The sequence below is a fragment of the Corynebacterium amycolatum SK46 genome, assembly GCF_000173655.1.
Taxonomy (GTDB): domain Bacteria; phylum Actinomycetota; class Actinomycetes; order Mycobacteriales; family Mycobacteriaceae; genus Corynebacterium; species Corynebacterium amycolatum_A.
Genome location: NZ_ABZU01000001.1, coordinates 185,002 through 203,398 on the forward strand (window position 1 = coordinate 185,002; position 18,397 = coordinate 203,398).

Here is an 18,397-nt window from a genome sequence, read left to right on the forward strand (position 1 = left end):
GTGGGTGAGCCGCCTTCCGGATATATCGCTTTTATCTCAAGGAATGAGATGTTAATATCATGACATGGGACAGATTAGCACATCCGAGACGCCAGCTCTAAGCGGCATTAAAGTTCTCGATCGTTCGGTACTCATTCTCAAGTCCGTTGCAGAAACTCCTCGCACCCTCGCCGAGCTCTGCGAGGACACCGGCCTGCCCCGCGCCACCGCTCACCGCCTGGCCACAGCGCTGGAAGTGCACCGCCTCGTCACCCGCACTCCCGACGGGCGCTGGACAACGGGCCCCGGACTCACCGAAATCACACCTGTCACCACTGACCTGCTTGCCGACGCCGCAGCGCACATCCTCCCCAAGCTGGTAGAGGCAACTGGCGAGTCCGTGCAGCTCTACCGTCTCACCGGCGACACCCGCACCTGCATTGCCTCTATGGAGCCCGCCACCGGGCTGCGCAACACCGTGCCAGTTGGCTCTCGCATGCCACTGACCGCCGGTTCCGCCGCACGCGTTCTCCTGGCTTTTGGCCCGGCCAACCTCGCTGAGCGCATGCTGCCCGACGCCGACTTCAATCAACAGGATCTCGATGACTGTCGACGTCTCGGCTGGTCCGAGTCCATGGGTGAGCGCGACCCCGCACTCGCCTCCGTCTCCGCCCCGGTTTTCGACGGAAACCAGCGTATGATTGCAGTCCTATCCGTCTCCGGCCCCGTGGAGCGTATGACTCCGTCGCCCTATAAATGCTGGGGCGCAAAGGTTCTCGCCGCCGCTGAGGAGATGAGCTCCCGACTGTAATGCCCGCTTACCGTCACCTCATCCTACTTCTATCCATGTTCGCGGCGGTCGGTTCGTCCGTCGTTCACATGGGTGTACCTTTTCTCATCCCATCCCTGCAGGAAAACGGTCTAAGCCTCTCTGCTGCCGGTCTCATCGCAGCAATGCCGGCGGCCGGTATTGTCTTCACGCTCATCGCCTGGGGCTGGTTCGTCGACCGCTACGGCGAACGCGCGGCTCTGTTCGCAGGCCTTACTTCTACCGCCTTGACGACGGGGCTTGCGGCGCTGGCTTCGTCGTCAAGCCCGGCCCTGCTCGGGGCCACGCTCTTCCTCTCCGGATGTGCGGCGGCGAGCGTGAATTCGGCATCCGGCCGCGTGGTGTCGGGCTGGTATCCGCCGCATCAGCGCGGCACTGCGATGGGCATTCGCCAAATGGCTCAGCCCCTCGGCGCTGCACTATCAGCGGTAACCTTGCACCCTCTCGCACAGAACTACAGCATCGGTGTCGCACTCGCGATGCCTGCAATCCTGTGCGCCGTGCTGGCGTTGCTTGTGCTGGTAGGCGTGAAGAATCCCCCACGCCCTGATGCCTCGAGCCCCACCGTCACGGCCAGCCCTTACCGCGACGGCAAATACCTTGTGCGCATCCATATCGCCTCGGCGCTGCTGTCTTGGCCGCAGTCAATGATGGGCGCCTACATTCTGGTGTGGCTGTTGTCCGTGGGTTATGCCGATGGTACAGCGGGCACGATTGTGATGGTCTCACAGCTGCTCGGTGCCGGATCGCGAGCACTGATGGGTGTGGTCTCCGACCGAGTGCGGTCCCGCATTCGCCCCTACCGCTGGGTCTCGGGTGCGACTTTTATCTTGGCTGTCGCAATGATGATTGCCAGCTGGGCTGATTGGCGCACACTTGGCACCGTGCTGGTCTGCGCACTGGCGGTCGCGGTGGTCAGCCCGAATGGGCTCGCCTTCACCGCAGTTGCTGAGTACGCAGGTCCCTTCTGGTCCGGACGCGCTATGGGTACGCAGAACACGTTCCAGAACATTATCTACGCTGCAACGCCTCCGGTTTCGGGTGCGATTGTGGCCGCTGCGGGCTTCCCCGCGCTGTTTGCCGTCACGGCTCTGTTCCCCGCCGCCGCGCTGGGTATTGCGCCACGAGAAGATCAGAACCGCCACGGGCGGGTAGAGCTGGGCTAACCAGCCTGCCGCTTGCCGACGAATCGGTCGGTAGCAATGGTTGCGGTAACACCGAGGCTGGCTAGTCCAATCATCGGCCCCCACGCTAACCACGGCGCTCGCTCGAGATATTGCGTGGATTCGTTGAGGATTACTCCCCAATCTGGACTGCCTACACCTGCGCCTACGCCGAGGAAGCCGAGTGCTGCGAGGGCGATAGCATTATGGGCAATCCTGGTCACGGCATGGCGAGCTACTGCTGGAATAGTCATGGGAAGAACATGCAGCTTCAAAAGGTGCCAACGGCTGGCCCCCATGGTTTGCGCAAATCGGTAGTGCCCGGATGCAGCGGCTTCATTAGCAACTTCGACGCAATGTGCAGCCAGAGGAATCCACCCGACCAAGAACACCGCTATCGCAGCTGTCAGCATCGAGCGGCCCAACACTCCAGCCAAAATAAGGCCCAGCATTATTGCGGGTACCGCATTCATGGCATCTCCGAAGAACTGCACTGACGCCCCTAGATGCCCAATCACAAGGGCGATGAGTGCGCACACTATGGTCACCAGGATTGCAGTTCCGATTGTGGCGCCGATACCGTCGGCAAGCCGCGCCCAAATGTCACGGCCAAGCTGATCGGTACCCAGTGGGTGTTGCCAGGACGGTGAAATGAAGCGTTTAGCAGAGTCGATGTCCGCTCTGCGGGGGACTCCCAGCGCAATTAGCACGATAGGAATAATCGACAGGATGAGACTCCAGAAACCTCCACTCCCTGTAGGCCGGCCAACAGTGGCGATGCTTCCTCGCAGCTTCCGCGCATACTGCCCCCGTATTGCCTGAGCCACGAGTCCACAGATGATGCCGATCCCCAACACCACAGTCACTGCGCCTTGCAGAACAGGAATATCGCCCGCCGTAGCAGCCGCAACCACGTTCCGCCCAAAGCCCGGCAAATGAAAGGTGACCTCAATTGCTGCGGTGGCCGATAACGTGCCCGCAAAGAACAGCGTCAACTGCGACAGTGTCGGCAGTAGGCTACGCCACGTGACAAATCGAATAATCGTGGATTTTGGGACACCGTTGGTGCGCCATGACTCTACCCAGGGTTCTGCCAACGCAGAATCAGCTGAAATCAGCAACACGCGCCCATAGAGTCCCGCGGCGGGCAGGCCAATTGCCAGCACCGGCAGCACCATATGCGCCGGTGATGCCCAACCGCCTACCGGAAACATGCGCAGTTCAACAGCCAACCACCACAACAATAAGACCGCCACTACAAAATTTGGCAGTGCGGCGAGAACCGCTAGCACGCTCGGTGTCCATTTTCCGGCTTGCAATCCGGCAATCCGTGGAAGTACGAGCGCCAGCGCAACGACGACGCACAACGCCATGGAAGCCGCAGTCAATGCGAACGTAATACCGAAGCCGTTCACAGCCTGAGCGAAAGCATCTTGTCCGGTTACCCACGAGGTGCCAAAGTCACCGTGAAGAATATTTGTCGTCCACTGTTGGAGTGACTCCCAAGGCGTTGTCGGCAGGCCATATTCTCTGCGAACAGCCTCAATAAGCTCCGGTGTTATCTCCCGTTCCCGCTCACGGGCACGCAGAACGGCGTATGCGGGTTCCCGTCCTGTCAACCACGGCAACAGAGCCGTGAGGACGAGAAGTCCCACAATTGAGGCAACTACCGCGAAAGCTTTCCGAATCACTTAGCCGTCTTCTCTGTAATCAGGTGGCGCTCCATAGGATCGAGTGCGATACCACGAACATTCTTCGCACCGACTAGCGATTTTTCATGAGACAGCGGAACTACTGCACCATCAGCAACAATTTCCGCGCCGATTCGAGCTGCTGCCGACAGGCGCTCCTCATCGTCGCCAAGCTCAGCGGCCTTCTCAATATCGGCATCTATGGTTTGGTTACACAGCTGCGAGAGATTATAAGAGCTCTCACAGGTGAAGTCGGATTGTAGGAAGCTGATTGGGTCAGCCGCACCGAGCATGTAATTACGGGAGCCGACGATGACATCAAAGTTCCCCTCGAGCATGTCGGCTTCCAAGGAGTTGTAGTCGGCTACCGTGATGTCGACTGTGAATCCCATCTTGCGCAGCTGATCCGCAACGAGATTGGCAACTTCAGGCAGCTCCGCACGGGAATCCCACGTAGCCAAGCGGATTTCCTTCCCCTTGCCATTCGGCCCCGGCTTCACAGTGGTCTCAGGAGTTGCTGCCGCCCACGAGGCTGAACGATTAAAAATCGCCCCCTTCGGATTCACCGCTTGAGCTTCAAAAATGTCCCTAACCACCGGTTCCGGATCGATTGCAGCGGCTACCTCCTTACGCAGTTCGGCGTCGGCAAACACGCCTTTTGCGGTATTGAAATGCAGGAGATTGACACGAGGCAGATCCACCTTAGACACGTCCACGTCATCGAGGCCGCCAAGCGATGAGATTGGCAACCCCTTCACCAGGTCTTGCTCATCTGCGCGCAGTGCATTCGTACGAGCTGTGGAATCCCCAATGAAAGACAATGTCAGAGTCTCAGTTTCCGGCTTACCATTCCGGTAGTCGGCGAATGCACGTGCGGATACAGTACCGTCTGGGTTCTTCGTCTCGAGCTCAAACGGACCTGTACCATGCCCAAAGGGGTCAGGTACGTCCCCCTCAAATGCTGCGGGAGAGAGAACCATAGTTCCCGGATCAGCAAAGCGCTTCACCAAAATTGGATCATCTTTATCCGAAGTGACAGTAACCTCTCGGTCTCCTGTGGCCGTAGCCTGAAGTTGGTTCTTGCCGAGCCCCTTTGGCCTCGTCGGCGCATCAATGGCATGTGTGAGCGAGTTGGCGACAGCCTGCGCATCGACTGGCGTTCCATCGTGGAAAGTCAATCCATCCGGCAGCGTAAATACGACGGTGCGAGCATCCTTCACTTCCCACTTCTCTGCCAGTTCGGGCTTAACGGTGCCCTCGTCATCAATCGCCACAAGCATTTCCGTGGCACCTGCGCGGGTCGACAGGACTGCGTCATCGGAGTATGGCGAGAACTCTGCGACCGGTTCGAATTGCAGGGCTACCCGCAGCGCATTCGCATCACCGCTCCCCTGTGCAAAGCAGGAGGTCAATGCGAACGGCAGTGCCGCAGTGGCCAGAATTAGTCCAATTTTTCGATTCATACAGTTACTTCTCTTTCGTAAGTGTCGAGTTTTTTGGGGCGGGAGATTTAGTTGGCTGATACTCTCTAGTGCTTTGATGTCGGCTAGTGCTGCTGTCTAGTGCTGCTGTCTCAGCTTGATTAGCCCCACTGCCGATATCAGCAATAAAACGGTCATGATTGCCCACGGCGCTGCTGCCAACAGCTGTGGGGTCTCGGCCCAATCCAAGGTGGCACCAACCACAATTGACCCCACTAAAACGGCGAGTCCACCGAAGCTGTTCAGAAAACCGTATGCAGAACCGAGGTCCTTATTTCCGGTTAGTTTTCCGACGAGGTCTTTGGCTATCGGAACTGCAATCATCATTCCGAGATGCATCACTAACAGCATTGTCACTGCCGGGGCTAAGGCCCACCATCCCTCCATGCGGATAGGCGCGCAGACCGCAATGATGGCGAAGGCAAACGCCATCAGTCCAAAACCGCCACTAATGGCAACTCCTATAGGCAGTTTTTCGGCCCATTTAGTCACAGTGGTTTGCAGCCCGATAACGAATACCGCTGAGATGACAAAAAACCAGCTCAGATACTCATCGCTGCCCGTGGCGCGACGCAGTTCTACAGGAAGGGCCAAATACTGCTGGTTATAGGCGAGCAAATAGGTCGAGTAGAACACCGCGAACACAATGAACGCTCGATTGCGAAGGATTCGCCCCCACGCGGCAGTCATACTGCCACCAGCTGAATGCACGCCTTCCCATCTCCGCGCTAACAGCAGATGCATCACAAAGATGCCGGTAAAGATGGCTGCGCCGGCAAAGGAAACAGCTGAAAAACCAATCGGGATCAACAGCGCACCCACCACAGGGCCGGTAAGCGAGCCCAAACGGGAATAGCTTTCGTCAAGAGCAAAGAGTCGTACACGTGTACACACTCCTTGTTTCTCGAGTTCGGCACCCCCACCAGCCAACAAGGATTCAACTGCAGGCGAGAACAGTGCGGCCGCAAAGCCAATAAGGACAACGCCAACAAACATCATTGGCACGGAGGTTGCCAGTCCAGTTACCAGGAAACCTACAACGCGAAGCGCAACTCCAACGAGCAACACTTTGATTGCCCCGAAACGATCGACAAGACCGCCGCCCAGGAAGAACATTCCCTGTTGACTAAAGGTTCGTACACCAAGTACCAGCCCCACCACGGCACCGCTGGCCCCTAAGTTGTTCGAGAGCTCCACGGCAATGAACGGGACAACGAGGTAAAAGCCGATGTTGAAAAGCAGCTGCGTAATCAACAGTGCTTGAATCTTTTTGGGCAATTGCTTCACGACGCTAGCTCCTCGGCAGCCGACAGGAGCTCAACAACTTCAGGAATACCGGTTTTATCGAGCTCTCCAACCGGGCCGCTAAAGACCGCTTCCCCTGCTGACATGACGATTATGTGATCACACAGTCGCAACAAGCTGTTTATGTCATGAGACACCAGCAGTACCGTCGCTTCAGTGCCGAGTAGGACCTCCTCCAGCATGGAAGCGGTATCCCGGTCCAGAGCGGAAAACGCTTCATCGGCAATAATCAGTTCCGGTTTGCCAATGACCGCACGTGCGATTGCCATTCGCTGGCGCTGACCGCCAGAGAGCTCGTGGGGTCGTCGATATGCAAATTCCGGATCGAGCCCCAGAGATTCCAGCATCGCTCGAACATCTCCAGTTGCGAACTCACAAATGCTGTCGATTACCGGCCGATGTGGCAATAGCGTGGCGTCTGGGTTCTGCGGAATATAGCCAATTGGCCCCTGTGCCATCGTGACTGTGCCGCTGTCCGGACACAACTGGCCTGTCAGGAGACTGATTAGGCTACTCTTGCCCGCTCCTGATCGCCCCATGATGCCAACCACGCTTCCCTGCGGAATCGTGAGAGTGACATCGAGGAGCCTGCCTTTGCAAGTAACTCCATCGATACTGATCATGCGCAGATTCGCTCTTCCACAGTGCCACTTTCCAAATAGAGGATTCGTGTAGCGATCTTTCGTGCTACTCCCTCGTCGTGGGTGGCAATAACGATGGCTGTTTGCGTGCGCTCATGTAGCTTCTGCAGAGCGCCTACTACCTCAAGAGTCGCAATCGGGTCCAGCGAGGAAGTAGGTTCGTCGGCAAGCAGCAGCGAAGGCGACGGTTTCGTCGCCAGCGCGGCCGCAATTGCGACACGCTGACGCTGACCGCCGGAGAGCTCCATGGGATAGCGATGAGCCTGTTCTCGGGAAATACCGCAAGCCTCGAGAGCATCGAAACCACTGTTGTGCGCAAGAATTCGCACTTGCCGATCGCAGCGTACAAGAGGGTTAAGGCACGCCAAAGTGTCTTGCATAATAAAGCTGGTCCGCAGACCTTGTTGACTTAATGTGCGAAGAAACGACGTCTTTCCCGATCCTGACTGCCCCATCACCGCGACAATGTCCTTTGGGAAAATATCAAGTTTGTCGATGTGGAGTACGGTCAGTTCGCCAGCTGATACATCGACATCGCGCAAGCGCACTATCGCAGAATCGCCCATTCTCTCCTTCTTGCCAATCAGTTTCATTACGGGGAGTTTAACACCTTGAACTCTAAATCCGTACTGCCAGCTCTCGCGCCCACCAACCAAATCGAGCCACGCACACACACCAGTGCACAGCCAGCAAACACAGTAACCCGGCACTGACGGCGTACAGCCACTGCGCGTCGGCAGTGTCACCCAGACTGTGCGTACCAAGGCTCAGCGTGCCCACGGGGAAGGTTGCACCCCACCAACCAGGGCTGTATCCGGCCCAACGGATTACGGCGCGAGTGAATCGTCGTAAAGCAATGGCCGCGAGGAAGAGACCGACAATGAGCACGGTGGTGCCGTAAGCGACGGCGAAGGTTCGGTTGAAAAGCAGCTGCGCGGCGGCCGTGGACTGACCGACCAAACCGAGCGGAATCCAGGCAGTGCCGGCGATGGAATCGGGGATGCGCATGATGCCGGAGAACAGGGCGACGTAGCAGCGTACGAAGATCGGCAGAACCGTAATCAGCGCCATACAGAAGAATACTTGTGCGCAGACGTGATAGCGCGTGCCGTAGTCAACGCTCAGCTGCGCGCCGCTAGTCGCTGCCACCATCGGGGCGACCAGCGCAAGGCCCCACTGAAAAGTCGGCTCGCCTTCGAATCCTCGCAGTTGACGAAGGCTGACGTAGATTGCCAGCGGCGCGCCAATCCACCAGGTCGCCCGCTGCCACGCAGAATCGTTGAACACCGAGCTTGCGGAACTACCGAGAGCCATGATGCCCATCGAGAGCATGCCCCACGGTGCCATCAACTTCGAGTGGAAAGGCGGGTTTCGAAGACGCAACCAGCCAACCACTATGAAACCGAGAATGCTTACTGCCACGATGAGAAGCAGTTCCGGAACCATCGGCACGTCATGAATGTGCGCAAGCGTGGCGAAGATGGACGTACCCATCAGAGATCCTGCCCACGCGGGCCCGGCGGGCGCAAGCACATCACGGCGAGAAGAGTTGGTCATGCTCAAACCGTATTTGGCCTTGCTGCAGTCACAGCTATCACGAACCTCTGTAAGGGGTACCATTGATGCATGTACCCCTCCGCTGTGTCCGAACTCGAAGCACTTCTAACCGTCGCCCATGCGGGGTCGATCTCGAAGGCCGCGCGTGAGCTCGGCACCAACCAGCAGACCATGTCCGCACGCATCGCACGGGCGGAGAAAGCGCTGGGAATCACAGTCTTCGAACGCTCCCCTTACGGCGTCTCACCTACGGAAAAAGGGCAAATGCTTATCGACGCCCTCCCAGACCTCCTCGCCGCCTGCCACAGATTTTCGGGCATTGCCGCCAGCTTGCGTTCCGACAATGTTCCCCGCCACCTCACCCTTGCGGTGTCCAACACTGTCGCTGAGCTCTACTACCCCGGCTGGGCCGCCGAGTTCCACCGGCAACATCCCACAGTCAAACTGTCGATGGTGCAGGCAAACTCCCGCGAGGTGCGGCAACTAGTAGCCGACAGTGCGGTGGACTTCGGCCTGGTAGAGGGCGAGGCTGGTCGGCACGACCTCGAAGAACGGATCATCGGCACCGACGAACTGGTCCTCGCCGTGCCGACTGGGCATCCGTGGTCTGAGCGGGCTGCGGTGCATAATGCAATATCCATCGAGGAACTGCGCGCGACGCCACTTGTTATTCGCGAACCAGGTTCCGGTAGCCGAAAGGTGGTGGAAGATGCACTGGGCACTCTCACCGAACCCGCCGGAGAATTTGGCTCCCTTTCGGCACAGCGCGCTGGCATGATTGCGTTGGCATCGCCAACAATCATCGCCCGCGGCGCAATTCGCGATCAGGTAACGCTCGGGCGCATTGTCATCGTCCCCACCGACACCGTTTTTACTCGCAACCTCAGCGTGGTCATGCGTCGTGGCAGTGAAGCTAGTGGGGACATTTCGGAATTTATCCGCATTGCTAGTCCTATACTTAGCAAGCATGAGCAATCCCAATGATGAACTCTTTTCCTCCGACCGCTACGATGCCGGTATCCAAATCCGCCGCGAGGTAATGGGCGACGAATTCGTCGATGCCGCCCTTTCTCGTAACGCAGGCTCCGACGGAGAGACCCTGCAGAAGCACATCACCGCCACAGTCTGGGGCTCTGTCTGGAGCCGCGAAGGGCTGGCCAAGCGTGATCGCTCTCTGCTCAACATTGGAATGCTCGTCGCTCTGCGCGCCACCGAAGAGCTGCGTGGCCACATCAAGGGTGCCCTCGCCAACGGCCTGACCCGCACCGAGATCACCGAAGCCATCGTCCACGCTTCTGGCTACTGTGGCGCACCGGCCGCGCTGTCCGCGATGAAGGTCGCGCAGGAAGTGCTAGTTGCTGAGCTCGGCCCGCTTGACGACGACAATCAGTAGGCAGCCCACGGGCTCGCCGGCCCCGGTCGCCGCGTAAGCACATCAGTGATACACCGCAGCAGCCACGACAGTGGCAAAGTGATGACAGTGGTAACAATTGCCACTGCCAGCATCGAGCCCTGGAAGGTCTGGTAGCCCATCACCTTCATCACCCAGTCCATGACCAACACATGGACGAGGAAGAACTCGTAGGAAACTTCGCCCAGCCAGATCATGGCTGGATGACGAAGCCACCGTACCTCGGTGCCCAGTGCAATTGGGGCCACGAATGCACCAGCGGACAGGCCGTACAGTGTGGTCTTCCACAACGCCTGATTGACATCATCCGGCACTAAGGTTGCTGGCCCCACATGTGTGGTCGTCGACAGCGCAAACAGCACTAGCGCTATCAGCCAGCTGGCCGCCAAATTAACGCGCCAGCCAACCTTTCGCCCGTACGCCAGTAGCATGCCGATGGCGAACCAGTCGAAATACGCCATCGGCCACAGCCGTGACACTACCGGCAGCAGCTTTTCCTGATGAGACAGCACAGTCCAGACCGGACCGATAAGACCAAAACCAATGATGATGGCCAGTGTTTGGCCAGGACGCAGACGCCCCTTTGTAATCGTCCAGATGCCAAGTCCGACCAGAGGCAGCACCAGGTAGAAACCAACCTCCACCACCATCGACCACATCTGCGACAAACCTGGGTGAATCCAACCGAATTGGAGAGTCTGAGTAAAAGACATCGACCGCAGCCAGCCTTGCAGACCACCACCGGCCGGCGGCGGGTCATCTGCGGCGTGAATGAGAAACGCCGCAGTGACCACAATCCAATAAGCCGGCAGGACTCTCTTTGCACGACTAATGAAGTATTTCCGCAGGCTGGGCGGTTTCGCGAGGACGTCGTCAAGCGAACCGAGCCAACGTCCTGTAAGCAGAAACGCGCTGAGCACGAAGAAGATGGTGACACCGATTTCGAACCGACCGTTGAGACGCCCCCACCAATTGTCCGTGTAATGTCCAGTCCAAAACGCCGCGTGCGTAAGCAGGACGCCGAATGCGCCGATGGCTCGGATGCTGGTCAGCTCCGGGACGTAGGTGGACTTGGCCGAATTCATGCCATTATTTTAGGAGCGCAAAGTACTTCCCCGTGTTGTTTCGGCAAAAGTGGAATCTACATAATTTCTTCTACATGTTCTCGGCGGTGCTCAAGATGCACTGAGCAAACTCGTGCCTGTTCGAGCGCCCAGATGTTCTAGTTAAGGTCCGCTTGACGATGTCATTCAGTAATCAACTCACGAGCTATCAGACTAGCCGTTACATGCACGGCTCTATAGAAAAATCAGCCGTGAAATTCACCGTCCGGGAACGCGTCGACCCACGTGCTTTCATCTCTGCCAAGCACATCAATAATCTTCTCAATGAGCCCGGCATTGGCCTTAATGTCGAGCGCAGGTGGATTTGGCATCGATAAACGGTACTTGGGATTGAACGTGTCGAGATACTTCTCAGCCCATGAAATCCACGGACTGTCAGGCTCAATTCGCTTCACATATTCGAGATAGGAACACACCGCTTCAAACTTTTTTAACTCCTGAGAGCGCTGATACAACGCGTCGAAATAGAAATCCTTCGCGACAGTCTTCGCAGCGATTGGCTTAGCGAACTCATATTGCTTGGCTCGGAGCGCCCTCTCTTTGCCAGCAATCTCATAATCCGTCTTCTTCCAGAATTCCCGAATTTGATGCCACTTGAAATAGGACTCAATGCCGTCAGCAAACGCTTCTGAGTTCTTCTTCGAATCACGCGCGGACATCCCTCGAAATTCAAGGACAAGTTGACCATTCGGGATTTTTTCCCAGAAGCGTCTCATCTTTTCGCCCTCGTGCCAACGGTTGTGATCATCAATTTCTTCTTGCGTTGGCTCACGTTGCACCCGGTTATATCTCTCGCGGAACTTGAGCTCTTGAAGATCGAAATCAAAGCCGAGCTTGACTGCACGAAGCACTTTCTCTTTAGACCATGAGTCGTACCAAGTCTCTATTTCTATCCGGCCACCGTTCAGTTCAATCTCTGTGAAGAGCACATGCAAAACTCGCTTTACCCGCAATTGCACATCGGAACTAAACTGCCGCTTGTAGTATCCAAACGCTTCGACAGCTTTCTTATTGTATTTAGACACACGTTTGTCACCACGTAAAATCTCCCTCCACCCAACCAGTTTCATTGGCTCGATAGAGATAACAGCGGCCTTGAATCGGGGCTTCTCATGGCTATATACGAAGGTTCTTCCCTCGTAGTCAAAGACCTGGCTGCTTGACAGCCAAGACCTATCACGAGAAAGTTTCGCAGCTGCAGGTAACCAGAAGTCGTCAATTTCATCGATTGAAGCCACGATTGAAAAAACGTCGAGGTCCGACTCTCCAATACCTTGGCGTATTCGAGCTACGTAAGGAGTTAAATCAACTTCAGGCTTGGCGGGTTCCGGCGTTGGTCTTGGGTTTTTCAACGTGGAGGGCACGGGTGACTCTTTTGCATCCACATTCTTCCGCCGCTTCCTATTAACTACAAGCGGCTCGGTACCGGCGTAAACTCTCTCACCACGTTTTGTAGCTACAGCCTTCCACTTATCACCGTGACCCGAAATCTTGACTAGCTTATGCCCCTCTAACATGCGCGCTGTATTCTTAAACGCCTCATACGGAGGGGCACCGGTGCAGCCGTCCACAATCCATCCAAGGACTTTCTTCTGTCTGCCGGTTAGCTCTTTCGCAGCCATACCTCTATTGTCACGCAAACTAAAAGCGGGGAAAAGATTCGTTCGGCTGCTACCCCTGTAATTGTCTTGAGATTTATGGGGAAGGACATTTGAGAAGAGAAAATCCCGATTCGTAATCAATCGAATCGGGATTCTGTGTCGCAAATTCCGTTTTCATGAACTGTCTAGGTCAGAGAAGCGAAACTGCCACTTTGTACCCCGTACGGGATTTGAACCCGTGTTACCGCCGTGAGAGGGCGGCGTCCTAGGCCGCTAGACGAACGGGGCTTAGAACTTTTTATCCGCGCGCTGCGGACTTGTTAAACAATACACTAGACGTGGATATTAACTGCAAATCGCCAGGTCAAGGCGTTAAATGCCAAGTGCTTCCGCGTTTTCTGCCAATGCGTTTTTAAGCTCCGCTTCATCCATACTTCGCAAAGTCGCAACTTCGGCGACAGTGTCCCGCAACGCAGCGACGAGCGCTGCAGAAACCACCTCCACCGCATCACCGCTTCCGGGGTCGCGCGGAAGATCAGTTTCCAGCAAAAGCCTATCGACGGGCACCTGCGACACATAGGCCCGCCCGCGCTTTGTCCGCAGCATGAGCGGATTGACGGAGATGTAGCCACCGGCTCGGATAAGCCTGGTCAGCTCATCGCTGGTGCCACCGAAACGGTGAAAGATGGGCACGAAATTCTTACCGGACGTGGAGCCGGAGTTCGAGACCAAGTCCTGCTCCAGCAGGTCGAGCACCGTATCGGCGCTGCGAACCGTGTGAATGGACAGGATATGTGACAGGCTCGAGGCTTGGACAGCATCTAAGATGCTGGTGAAAACATGGATTTGAGTCTCGGCAGGAACGTCGTCAAGCCTGCGGGGCGCGAAGTCCAAGCCAATCTCGCCGACGAAACGGGTGCGTGGAAGGGCCTCGCGAAAGATCTCGAGCTCACGCTCGCAATTATCATCGATATACCACGGGTGATAGCCCACGGCGACCATGGGGAGATTCTCGCGCTCTAGCTCGACAAATCCGGAGGGCCGGACTGTCTGCGCGATGATCTCCACGCCTTCCTGCGCAATACCGGCTTTGAAGCGCTCGCGCGAAACCGGTGGCAGGAAATCGTAGTGAAAGTGGGTATCGATGAGCCGCATTACTTTTCCGTTGGTGGCTGGTTTTCGTCGGCCGGACCGCCGATGCGCGGGGCCAGCGGGGTTTCCTCGAACCCGAGCAGACGGCGAATGACCTTTCCGGCCAGCATCTGCCCCATGATTGGCGGTATGTAGCTCATGGTACCGAGGGTTTCCGCTTTAGCGCCGCTGCCTTTATCTGCAATTCGCACTGGTTCTTCGGAGGAGTACAGCACCTCAAGACCGCGAATGCGTCGGCGGATACACACCTGACGGACGACTTTCGCCAGTGGACAGACCTTTGTCTTATTGATTTTTGAGAAGGTCAGCCGAGCCGGGTCGAGCTTATTTCCGCCGCCCATAGCGGAAATAAGGTGGACACGATTTTCCGCGCACCACTGCGCGATCTCAATCTTGCCGGTGACATCGTCGATAGCGTCGATGATGTAATCCGGACGCGGTAACTGCTCGAAGGTCTCCGCCAGGTTTTCGCGTGTGAGAAAGATCTGGCGGGCATAGGTCGTACAATCCGGGTTGATATCGGCAACCATCGCCTCCATAACCTCGGCTTTGACCCGACCAATCGTCGAGACAAATGCCAGCGCCTGACGGTTGAGATTGCTCGGCTCCACGACGTCGCCGTCAATCAAGATGAGGTTGCCCACGCCACCTCGCGCGAGAGCTTCGGCACAACTCGACCCCACGCCTCCGAGTCCGACAACCATGACGGTAGATTCAGCCAACGTTTCTAGCCCCTCCTCCCCTAGGAGAAGCTTCAGTCGTGCGAAACGTTCACTGGTCATAGTCGCCCCTGGTCATAGTCGCCTCGATTCTTAAAAAACAAAAACTCCCCAGCCGACCGACTGGGGAGTAACTTTGTACCCCGTACGGGATTTGAACCCGTGTTACCGCCGTGAGAGGGCGGCGTCCTAGGCCGCTAGACGAACGGGGCTTAGAACTGAATCCAACTCAACCGAGTGAGCGAATTCCGCTGGCCTACCAGGACTCGAACCTAGAATGACGGTACCAGAAACCGTTGTGTTGCCAATTACACCATAGGCCAATAAAGACTGGCGCTTTCACGCCGTCTTTGTACCCCGTACGGGATTTGAACCCGTGTTACCGCCGTGAGAGGGCGGCGTCCTAGGCCGCTAGACGAACGGGGCTTAGAACTTTGCAGTTAGTGAATACATTCAACAATGAACTTCTTCACTGCTGGCCTACCAGGACTCGAACCTAGAATGACGGTACCAGAAACCGTTGTGTTGCCAATTACACCATAGGCCATCGCTGCTGAACGCAACGAGGAATAATATAGCTAATTCGCGCCAACAAGAGCAAATCACCTGGTCAAAGGCTCGTTTGAATTCGTGAGGACCCACAGCCCACCTCAGCAGTGCGCATGACTAATGCATAACTAATGCGGTGCATATAACTAACGCAGCCCGAGATCGAAAGCCCATTCGATCGCAACTCAAAGCCGATCCGCCCTTCAGGAGACACTTCGTGGTGAAGCGGCTGACAAACAGCCGCCACACACCAAGAACCAGACCTGAAAGGCAGGCATCATGACTTCCCCAACAACAACGGCAACAACCGCCCCTATCACGCTCGAGCTGGAGTTCTCCGACATCACGGAGCAAATGAACGGCACCATCGGTCGCATCATCGGCACTGTCACTATCCGTCAGTTCGCGAAAATCATCTCGGCTCTCAACCTCGACGCCAACCCACGCGTGTCCCGCACCGGCCGTATCACCGATGCCATCATGGAAACCATCGACACCACGCCGGAGCTCTTCGCCTACAAGTCCAAGGGTGTGCTCCTGGCCTCCACTCAGTTCACCAGTGAAGACAATCTCTACCGCTTCACCTTCAGTAACCGTCGCATCGAAGGCATCCTCGACGGCGGCCACAACTCGCTGGCTATCGCGCTGTTCGTCCTGGGCAAGCTCACTCCACCGCCTAGCCGCAAAATCAAGACGTGGTCCGAAATGAAGGAGGTCTGGTCGGAGCGTACGGAGGAAATCGAGGAATTGCTTGCCGACGAAAGCCTCACCGAGCTCGATGCCCGTGTTCCGGTAGAGGTACTCGTGCCCGGTGCTCGGGACGAGGACACTGTGCAGGACTTCTCCGATGCGCTGCTTGATATCTGTGCGGCCCGCAACAACAATGCGGAGCTCAAGGCGGAGGCAAAACTCAACCGCGCTGGCTACTTCGATGAGTTGAAGCACACACTGCCGCAGGGAATTAGCGACAACGTACAGTGGCGAACCAACGATACTGGACGTCTGAAGGTGAGCGATGTCATCGCTATGGCCTGGATTCCGCTGTCCTGTATTGACCTGCCGAAGGATGCCGACGGCAAGCAGATTGAAGCACCGTATCCGACCAGCCTCTACTCCGGCAAGGCCAAGCTGCTTGACCGCTTCGAGGATGTCATGAGCTCACCTGAGGTGACCAAGCCCAGCACCGAGAACATCAATGAGCGCACCGAAGAGGTAGTTCTCTACAACGAGAAGGTTCGCAGTGCCTTGAACCTCACCCGCGACTTCATCGACATTTTCGAGCGCATCAACGCGGAACTACCCGATCTCTATAACGAGAGTGGCGGCAAATTCGGTGGCATTGATGCAGTCAACAAGGCCAACAAGAAGAGCCTGCGGACTGGCAAGACTCCACAGAAGTACTCGAAGTTCTACCGTCAGCCTATCGGCTACGCGATTCCGGACGGGTTCATCTACCCGCTTGTCTATGCCTTCGCCGCCCTGCTCAAGCGCAACGAGGACGGCACGGTCTACTGGGGAACCGACTGGCACGAGTTCTTCAATAAGCACATGAGCTCGCTGGTCAAGGACTACCGCGAAACCTCCATGAATATGCTGAACCGCGACCCGCAAAAGGTGGGCAAAGAATTAGGCTCTTACACGAACTTGCATCGCTCAGCCCAGCTAGCTCTCTTTACTGAGCAGCAGTAAAAGGAGTGACCTCGAGCGCCTTGCGCAGTCGGCCCAGGCTGCGGCTGCGGCCAAGCAGCTCCATGGACTCAAACAGTGGCGGGGACACCTGAGCACCAGTCACGGCCACACGCACCGGACCGAAAGCCTTGCGCGGCTTCAGCTCTAGGTCCTCGATGAGGGCCTTCTGAAGTGCAGCTTCGAGCTTCTCGGTGACGAAGTCCTCTTCGCTGAGCGGCTCCACAGCTGCAATGGTGGCCTCCAGGACAGCGACGGCGTCTTCCTTGAAGTTACGACGTGCCGAGCGCTCATCGAAGGTGAACTCGTCCTCTTCGACGACCAGGAACTTCGAGAGGTCCCAGGCGTCGGAAAGCGTCTTCACACGGGTCTGCAGCAACGTTGCCAGGAAAGCGAACTTATCCGCCGGGTAGTCGGCCGGGAAGTCAAAGTGGCTTTCCAGGTACGTGCGCAGACGCTGCTCGAAGTCCTTCGGATCGAGCATGCGGATGTGGTCCGCGTTGATAGCGTCGGCCTTCTTCTGATCGAAGCGAGCCGGGTTGGACAGCACATCGTGGATATCGAAGGCCTTGACCATCTCGTCCATCGTGAAGATGTCCTGGTCGCCGTCCATAGACCACCCCAGCAGAGCCAGGTAGTTCAGCAGCCCCTCGCGGATGAAACCGTTATCGCGGTGGATGAAGAGGTTGGACTGCGGGTCGCGCTTGGACAGCTTCTTATTCCCCTCGCCCATAACGAACGGCAGGTGCCCGAACTCCGGGGTGAACTTGGCGACACCGATGCGCTTCAGCGACTCGTAGAGAGCGATCTGGCGCGGCGTCGATGGCAGCAGGTCCTCACCACGCAGGACGTGAGTGATCTCCATCAGAGCGTCATCGACCGGGTTAACCAGGGTGTAGAGCGGTTCACCGTTGGAGCGGGCAATAACGAAGTCCGGAACCAGGCCGGCCTTGAACTCGATACGACCGCGGACGAGGTCCTCGAAGACAATGTCCTCATCCGGCATGCGCAGACGAATCACCGGCTTGCGGCCCTCCGCGCGGAAGGCTTCCTTCTGCTCCTCGGTGAGGTTGCGGTCATAGTTGTCGTAGCCCAGCTTCGGGTCACGGCCAGCGGCCCTGTGGCGCTCCTCAACCTCTTCAGCGGTGGAAAAGGCCTCGTAAGCTTCACCGGCGTCAATGAGGCGCTGCAATACATCGGCGTAGATGTCCTTGCGCTGCGACTGGCGGTACGGGCCGTGCGGACCGCCGACGTCGATGCCCTCGTCCCAGTCAATACCGAGCCAATTCAAGGCCTCGATGATTGCCTGATAGGACTCTTCGGAGTCGCGAGCGGCATCGGTATCTTCGATGCGGAAGATCAGCTTGCCACCAGTGTGACGGGCATATGCCCAGTTGAACAGGGCGGTGCGGATGAGGCCAACGTGCGGAGTACCGGTTGGCGACGGGCAAAAGCGTACGCGAACATCTGACATGCTTTCCCACGATACCCGCCCTCCCACCTGCAGGC

At 57.0% G+C, this 18,397-nt stretch carries 16 protein-coding genes and 5 tRNA genes; 5 read left to right on the plus strand and 16 right to left on the minus strand.

Annotated features, from left to right (window positions below; translation table 11 throughout):
• Positions 1-64 precede the first annotated feature (64 nt).
• The gene (locus CORAM0001_RS00815) at positions 65-790 is read left to right on the plus strand and encodes an IclR family transcriptional regulator (protein WP_005509568.1); all 726 of its coding nucleotides are present in this window, start codon (positions 65-67) and stop codon (positions 788-790) included.
• Positions 790-1,974, plus strand: a complete 1,185-nt coding sequence (locus CORAM0001_RS00820) for an MFS transporter (RefSeq protein WP_005509714.1) — start codon at positions 790-792, stop codon at positions 1,972-1,974. Before CORAM0001_RS00815 ends, CORAM0001_RS00820 begins: the two co-directional genes overlap by 1 nt.
• On the opposite strand, the gene CORAM0001_RS00825 is transcribed toward CORAM0001_RS00820, so the two are convergent.
• The 6 genes from CORAM0001_RS00825 to CORAM0001_RS00850 all read right to left on the minus strand — a co-directional run bounded on the left by CORAM0001_RS00825 (position 1,971) and on the right by CORAM0001_RS00850 (position 8,646).
• Positions 1,971-3,662, minus strand: coding sequence for an ABC transporter permease subunit (locus CORAM0001_RS00825; RefSeq protein WP_005509400.1), 1,692 nt, complete (start codon positions 3,660-3,662; stop codon positions 1,971-1,973). The two genes, CORAM0001_RS00820 and CORAM0001_RS00825, sit on opposite strands and share 4 nt — an antisense overlap.
• A complete protein-coding gene (locus tag CORAM0001_RS11370) occupies positions 3,659-5,125 on the minus strand; it encodes an ABC transporter substrate-binding protein (RefSeq protein WP_005509490.1) in 1,467 nt (488 codons plus the stop codon). The genes CORAM0001_RS00825 and CORAM0001_RS11370 overlap by 4 nt, the downstream gene beginning before the upstream one ends.
• A gap of 96 nt (positions 5,126-5,221) precedes the next feature.
• Complete coding sequence (locus CORAM0001_RS11375; RefSeq protein WP_005509577.1) at positions 5,222-6,430, minus strand: MFS transporter; 1,209 nt, start codon at positions 6,428-6,430, stop codon at positions 5,222-5,224.
• The gene (locus CORAM0001_RS00840; RefSeq protein ID WP_040360700.1) at positions 6,427-7,071 is read right to left on the minus strand and encodes an ABC transporter ATP-binding protein; all 645 of its coding nucleotides are present in this window, start codon (positions 7,069-7,071) and stop codon (positions 6,427-6,429) included. The genes CORAM0001_RS11375 and CORAM0001_RS00840 overlap by 4 nt, the downstream gene beginning before the upstream one ends.
• Positions 7,068-7,655: an ATP-binding cassette domain-containing protein gene (locus tag CORAM0001_RS00845; RefSeq protein ID WP_005509361.1), complete on the minus strand. Its 588-nt coding sequence runs from the start codon at positions 7,653-7,655 to the stop codon at positions 7,068-7,070. Before CORAM0001_RS00845 ends, CORAM0001_RS00840 begins: the two co-directional genes overlap by 4 nt.
• Positions 7,656-7,707: 52 nt before the next feature.
• Positions 7,708-8,646, minus strand: a complete 939-nt coding sequence (locus CORAM0001_RS00850; protein WP_244261954.1) for a TDT family transporter — start codon at positions 8,644-8,646, stop codon at positions 7,708-7,710.
• Between the two features lie 69 nt (positions 8,647-8,715).
• Here CORAM0001_RS00850 and CORAM0001_RS00855 point away from each other — a divergent pair, with 69 nt between their 5' ends.
• Positions 8,716-9,630 (plus strand): LysR family transcriptional regulator, encoded by a 915-nt coding sequence (locus CORAM0001_RS00855; protein ID WP_005509528.1) that lies wholly within the window; start codon positions 8,716-8,718, stop codon positions 9,628-9,630.
• A complete protein-coding gene (locus tag CORAM0001_RS00860) occupies positions 9,614-10,039 on the plus strand; it encodes a carboxymuconolactone decarboxylase family protein (RefSeq protein ID WP_005509465.1) in 426 nt (141 codons plus the stop codon). Before CORAM0001_RS00855 ends, CORAM0001_RS00860 begins: the two co-directional genes overlap by 17 nt.
• Here the strand turns inward: CORAM0001_RS00860 and CORAM0001_RS00865 are convergent.
• From CORAM0001_RS00865 to CORAM0001_RS00905, 9 genes are all read right to left on the minus strand, one after another.
• A complete protein-coding gene (locus CORAM0001_RS00865) occupies positions 10,033-11,142 on the minus strand; it encodes an acyltransferase family protein (protein ID WP_005509542.1) in 1,110 nt (369 codons plus the stop codon). The two genes, CORAM0001_RS00860 and CORAM0001_RS00865, sit on opposite strands and share 7 nt — an antisense overlap.
• A 224-nt stretch (positions 11,143-11,366) precedes the next feature.
• Complete coding sequence (locus CORAM0001_RS00870; protein ID WP_040360705.1) at positions 11,367-12,803, minus strand: hypothetical protein; 1,437 nt, start codon at positions 12,801-12,803, stop codon at positions 11,367-11,369.
• A 194-nt stretch (positions 12,804-12,997) separates the two neighbouring features.
• Positions 12,998-13,070, minus strand: a tRNA-Glu gene (locus CORAM0001_RS00875).
• Positions 13,071-13,154: 84 nt separating this feature from the next.
• Entirely contained in the window at positions 13,155-13,937 is a 783-nt protein-coding gene (locus tag CORAM0001_RS00880) for a TatD family hydrolase (RefSeq protein ID WP_005509703.1), read from the minus strand.
• Positions 13,937-14,716 carry a tRNA threonylcarbamoyladenosine dehydratase gene (locus CORAM0001_RS00885; protein ID WP_005509710.1) on the minus strand — a complete coding sequence of 260 codons (780 nt, stop codon included), beginning with the start codon at positions 14,714-14,716 and terminating at the stop codon, positions 13,937-13,939. Before CORAM0001_RS00885 ends, CORAM0001_RS00880 begins: the two co-directional genes overlap by 1 nt.
• A gap of 76 nt (positions 14,717-14,792) precedes the next feature.
• A tRNA-Glu gene (locus CORAM0001_RS00890) sits at positions 14,793-14,865 on the minus strand.
• Positions 14,866-14,904: 39 nt separating this feature from the next.
• Positions 14,905-14,976 (minus strand) — tRNA-Gln (locus tag CORAM0001_RS00895).
• A gap of 30 nt (positions 14,977-15,006) precedes the next feature.
• A tRNA-Glu gene (locus CORAM0001_RS00900) sits at positions 15,007-15,079 on the minus strand.
• Positions 15,080-15,128: 49 nt separating this feature from the next.
• A tRNA-Gln gene (locus CORAM0001_RS00905) sits at positions 15,129-15,200 on the minus strand.
• 281 nt (positions 15,201-15,481) lie between these two features.
• On the opposite strand from CORAM0001_RS00905, the gene CORAM0001_RS00910 reads away from it, so the two are divergent.
• Positions 15,482-16,891 (plus strand): hypothetical protein, encoded by a 1,410-nt coding sequence (locus tag CORAM0001_RS00910; RefSeq protein WP_005509380.1) that lies wholly within the window; start codon positions 15,482-15,484, stop codon positions 16,889-16,891.
• Here CORAM0001_RS00910 and gltX read toward each other — a convergent pair.
• Positions 16,875-18,362 carry a glutamate--tRNA ligase gene (gene gltX / locus CORAM0001_RS00915; protein ID WP_005509651.1) on the minus strand — a complete coding sequence of 496 codons (1,488 nt, stop codon included), beginning with the start codon at positions 18,360-18,362 and terminating at the stop codon, positions 16,875-16,877. The genes CORAM0001_RS00910 and gltX overlap by 17 nt on opposite strands.
• Positions 18,363-18,397 lie beyond the last annotated feature (35 nt).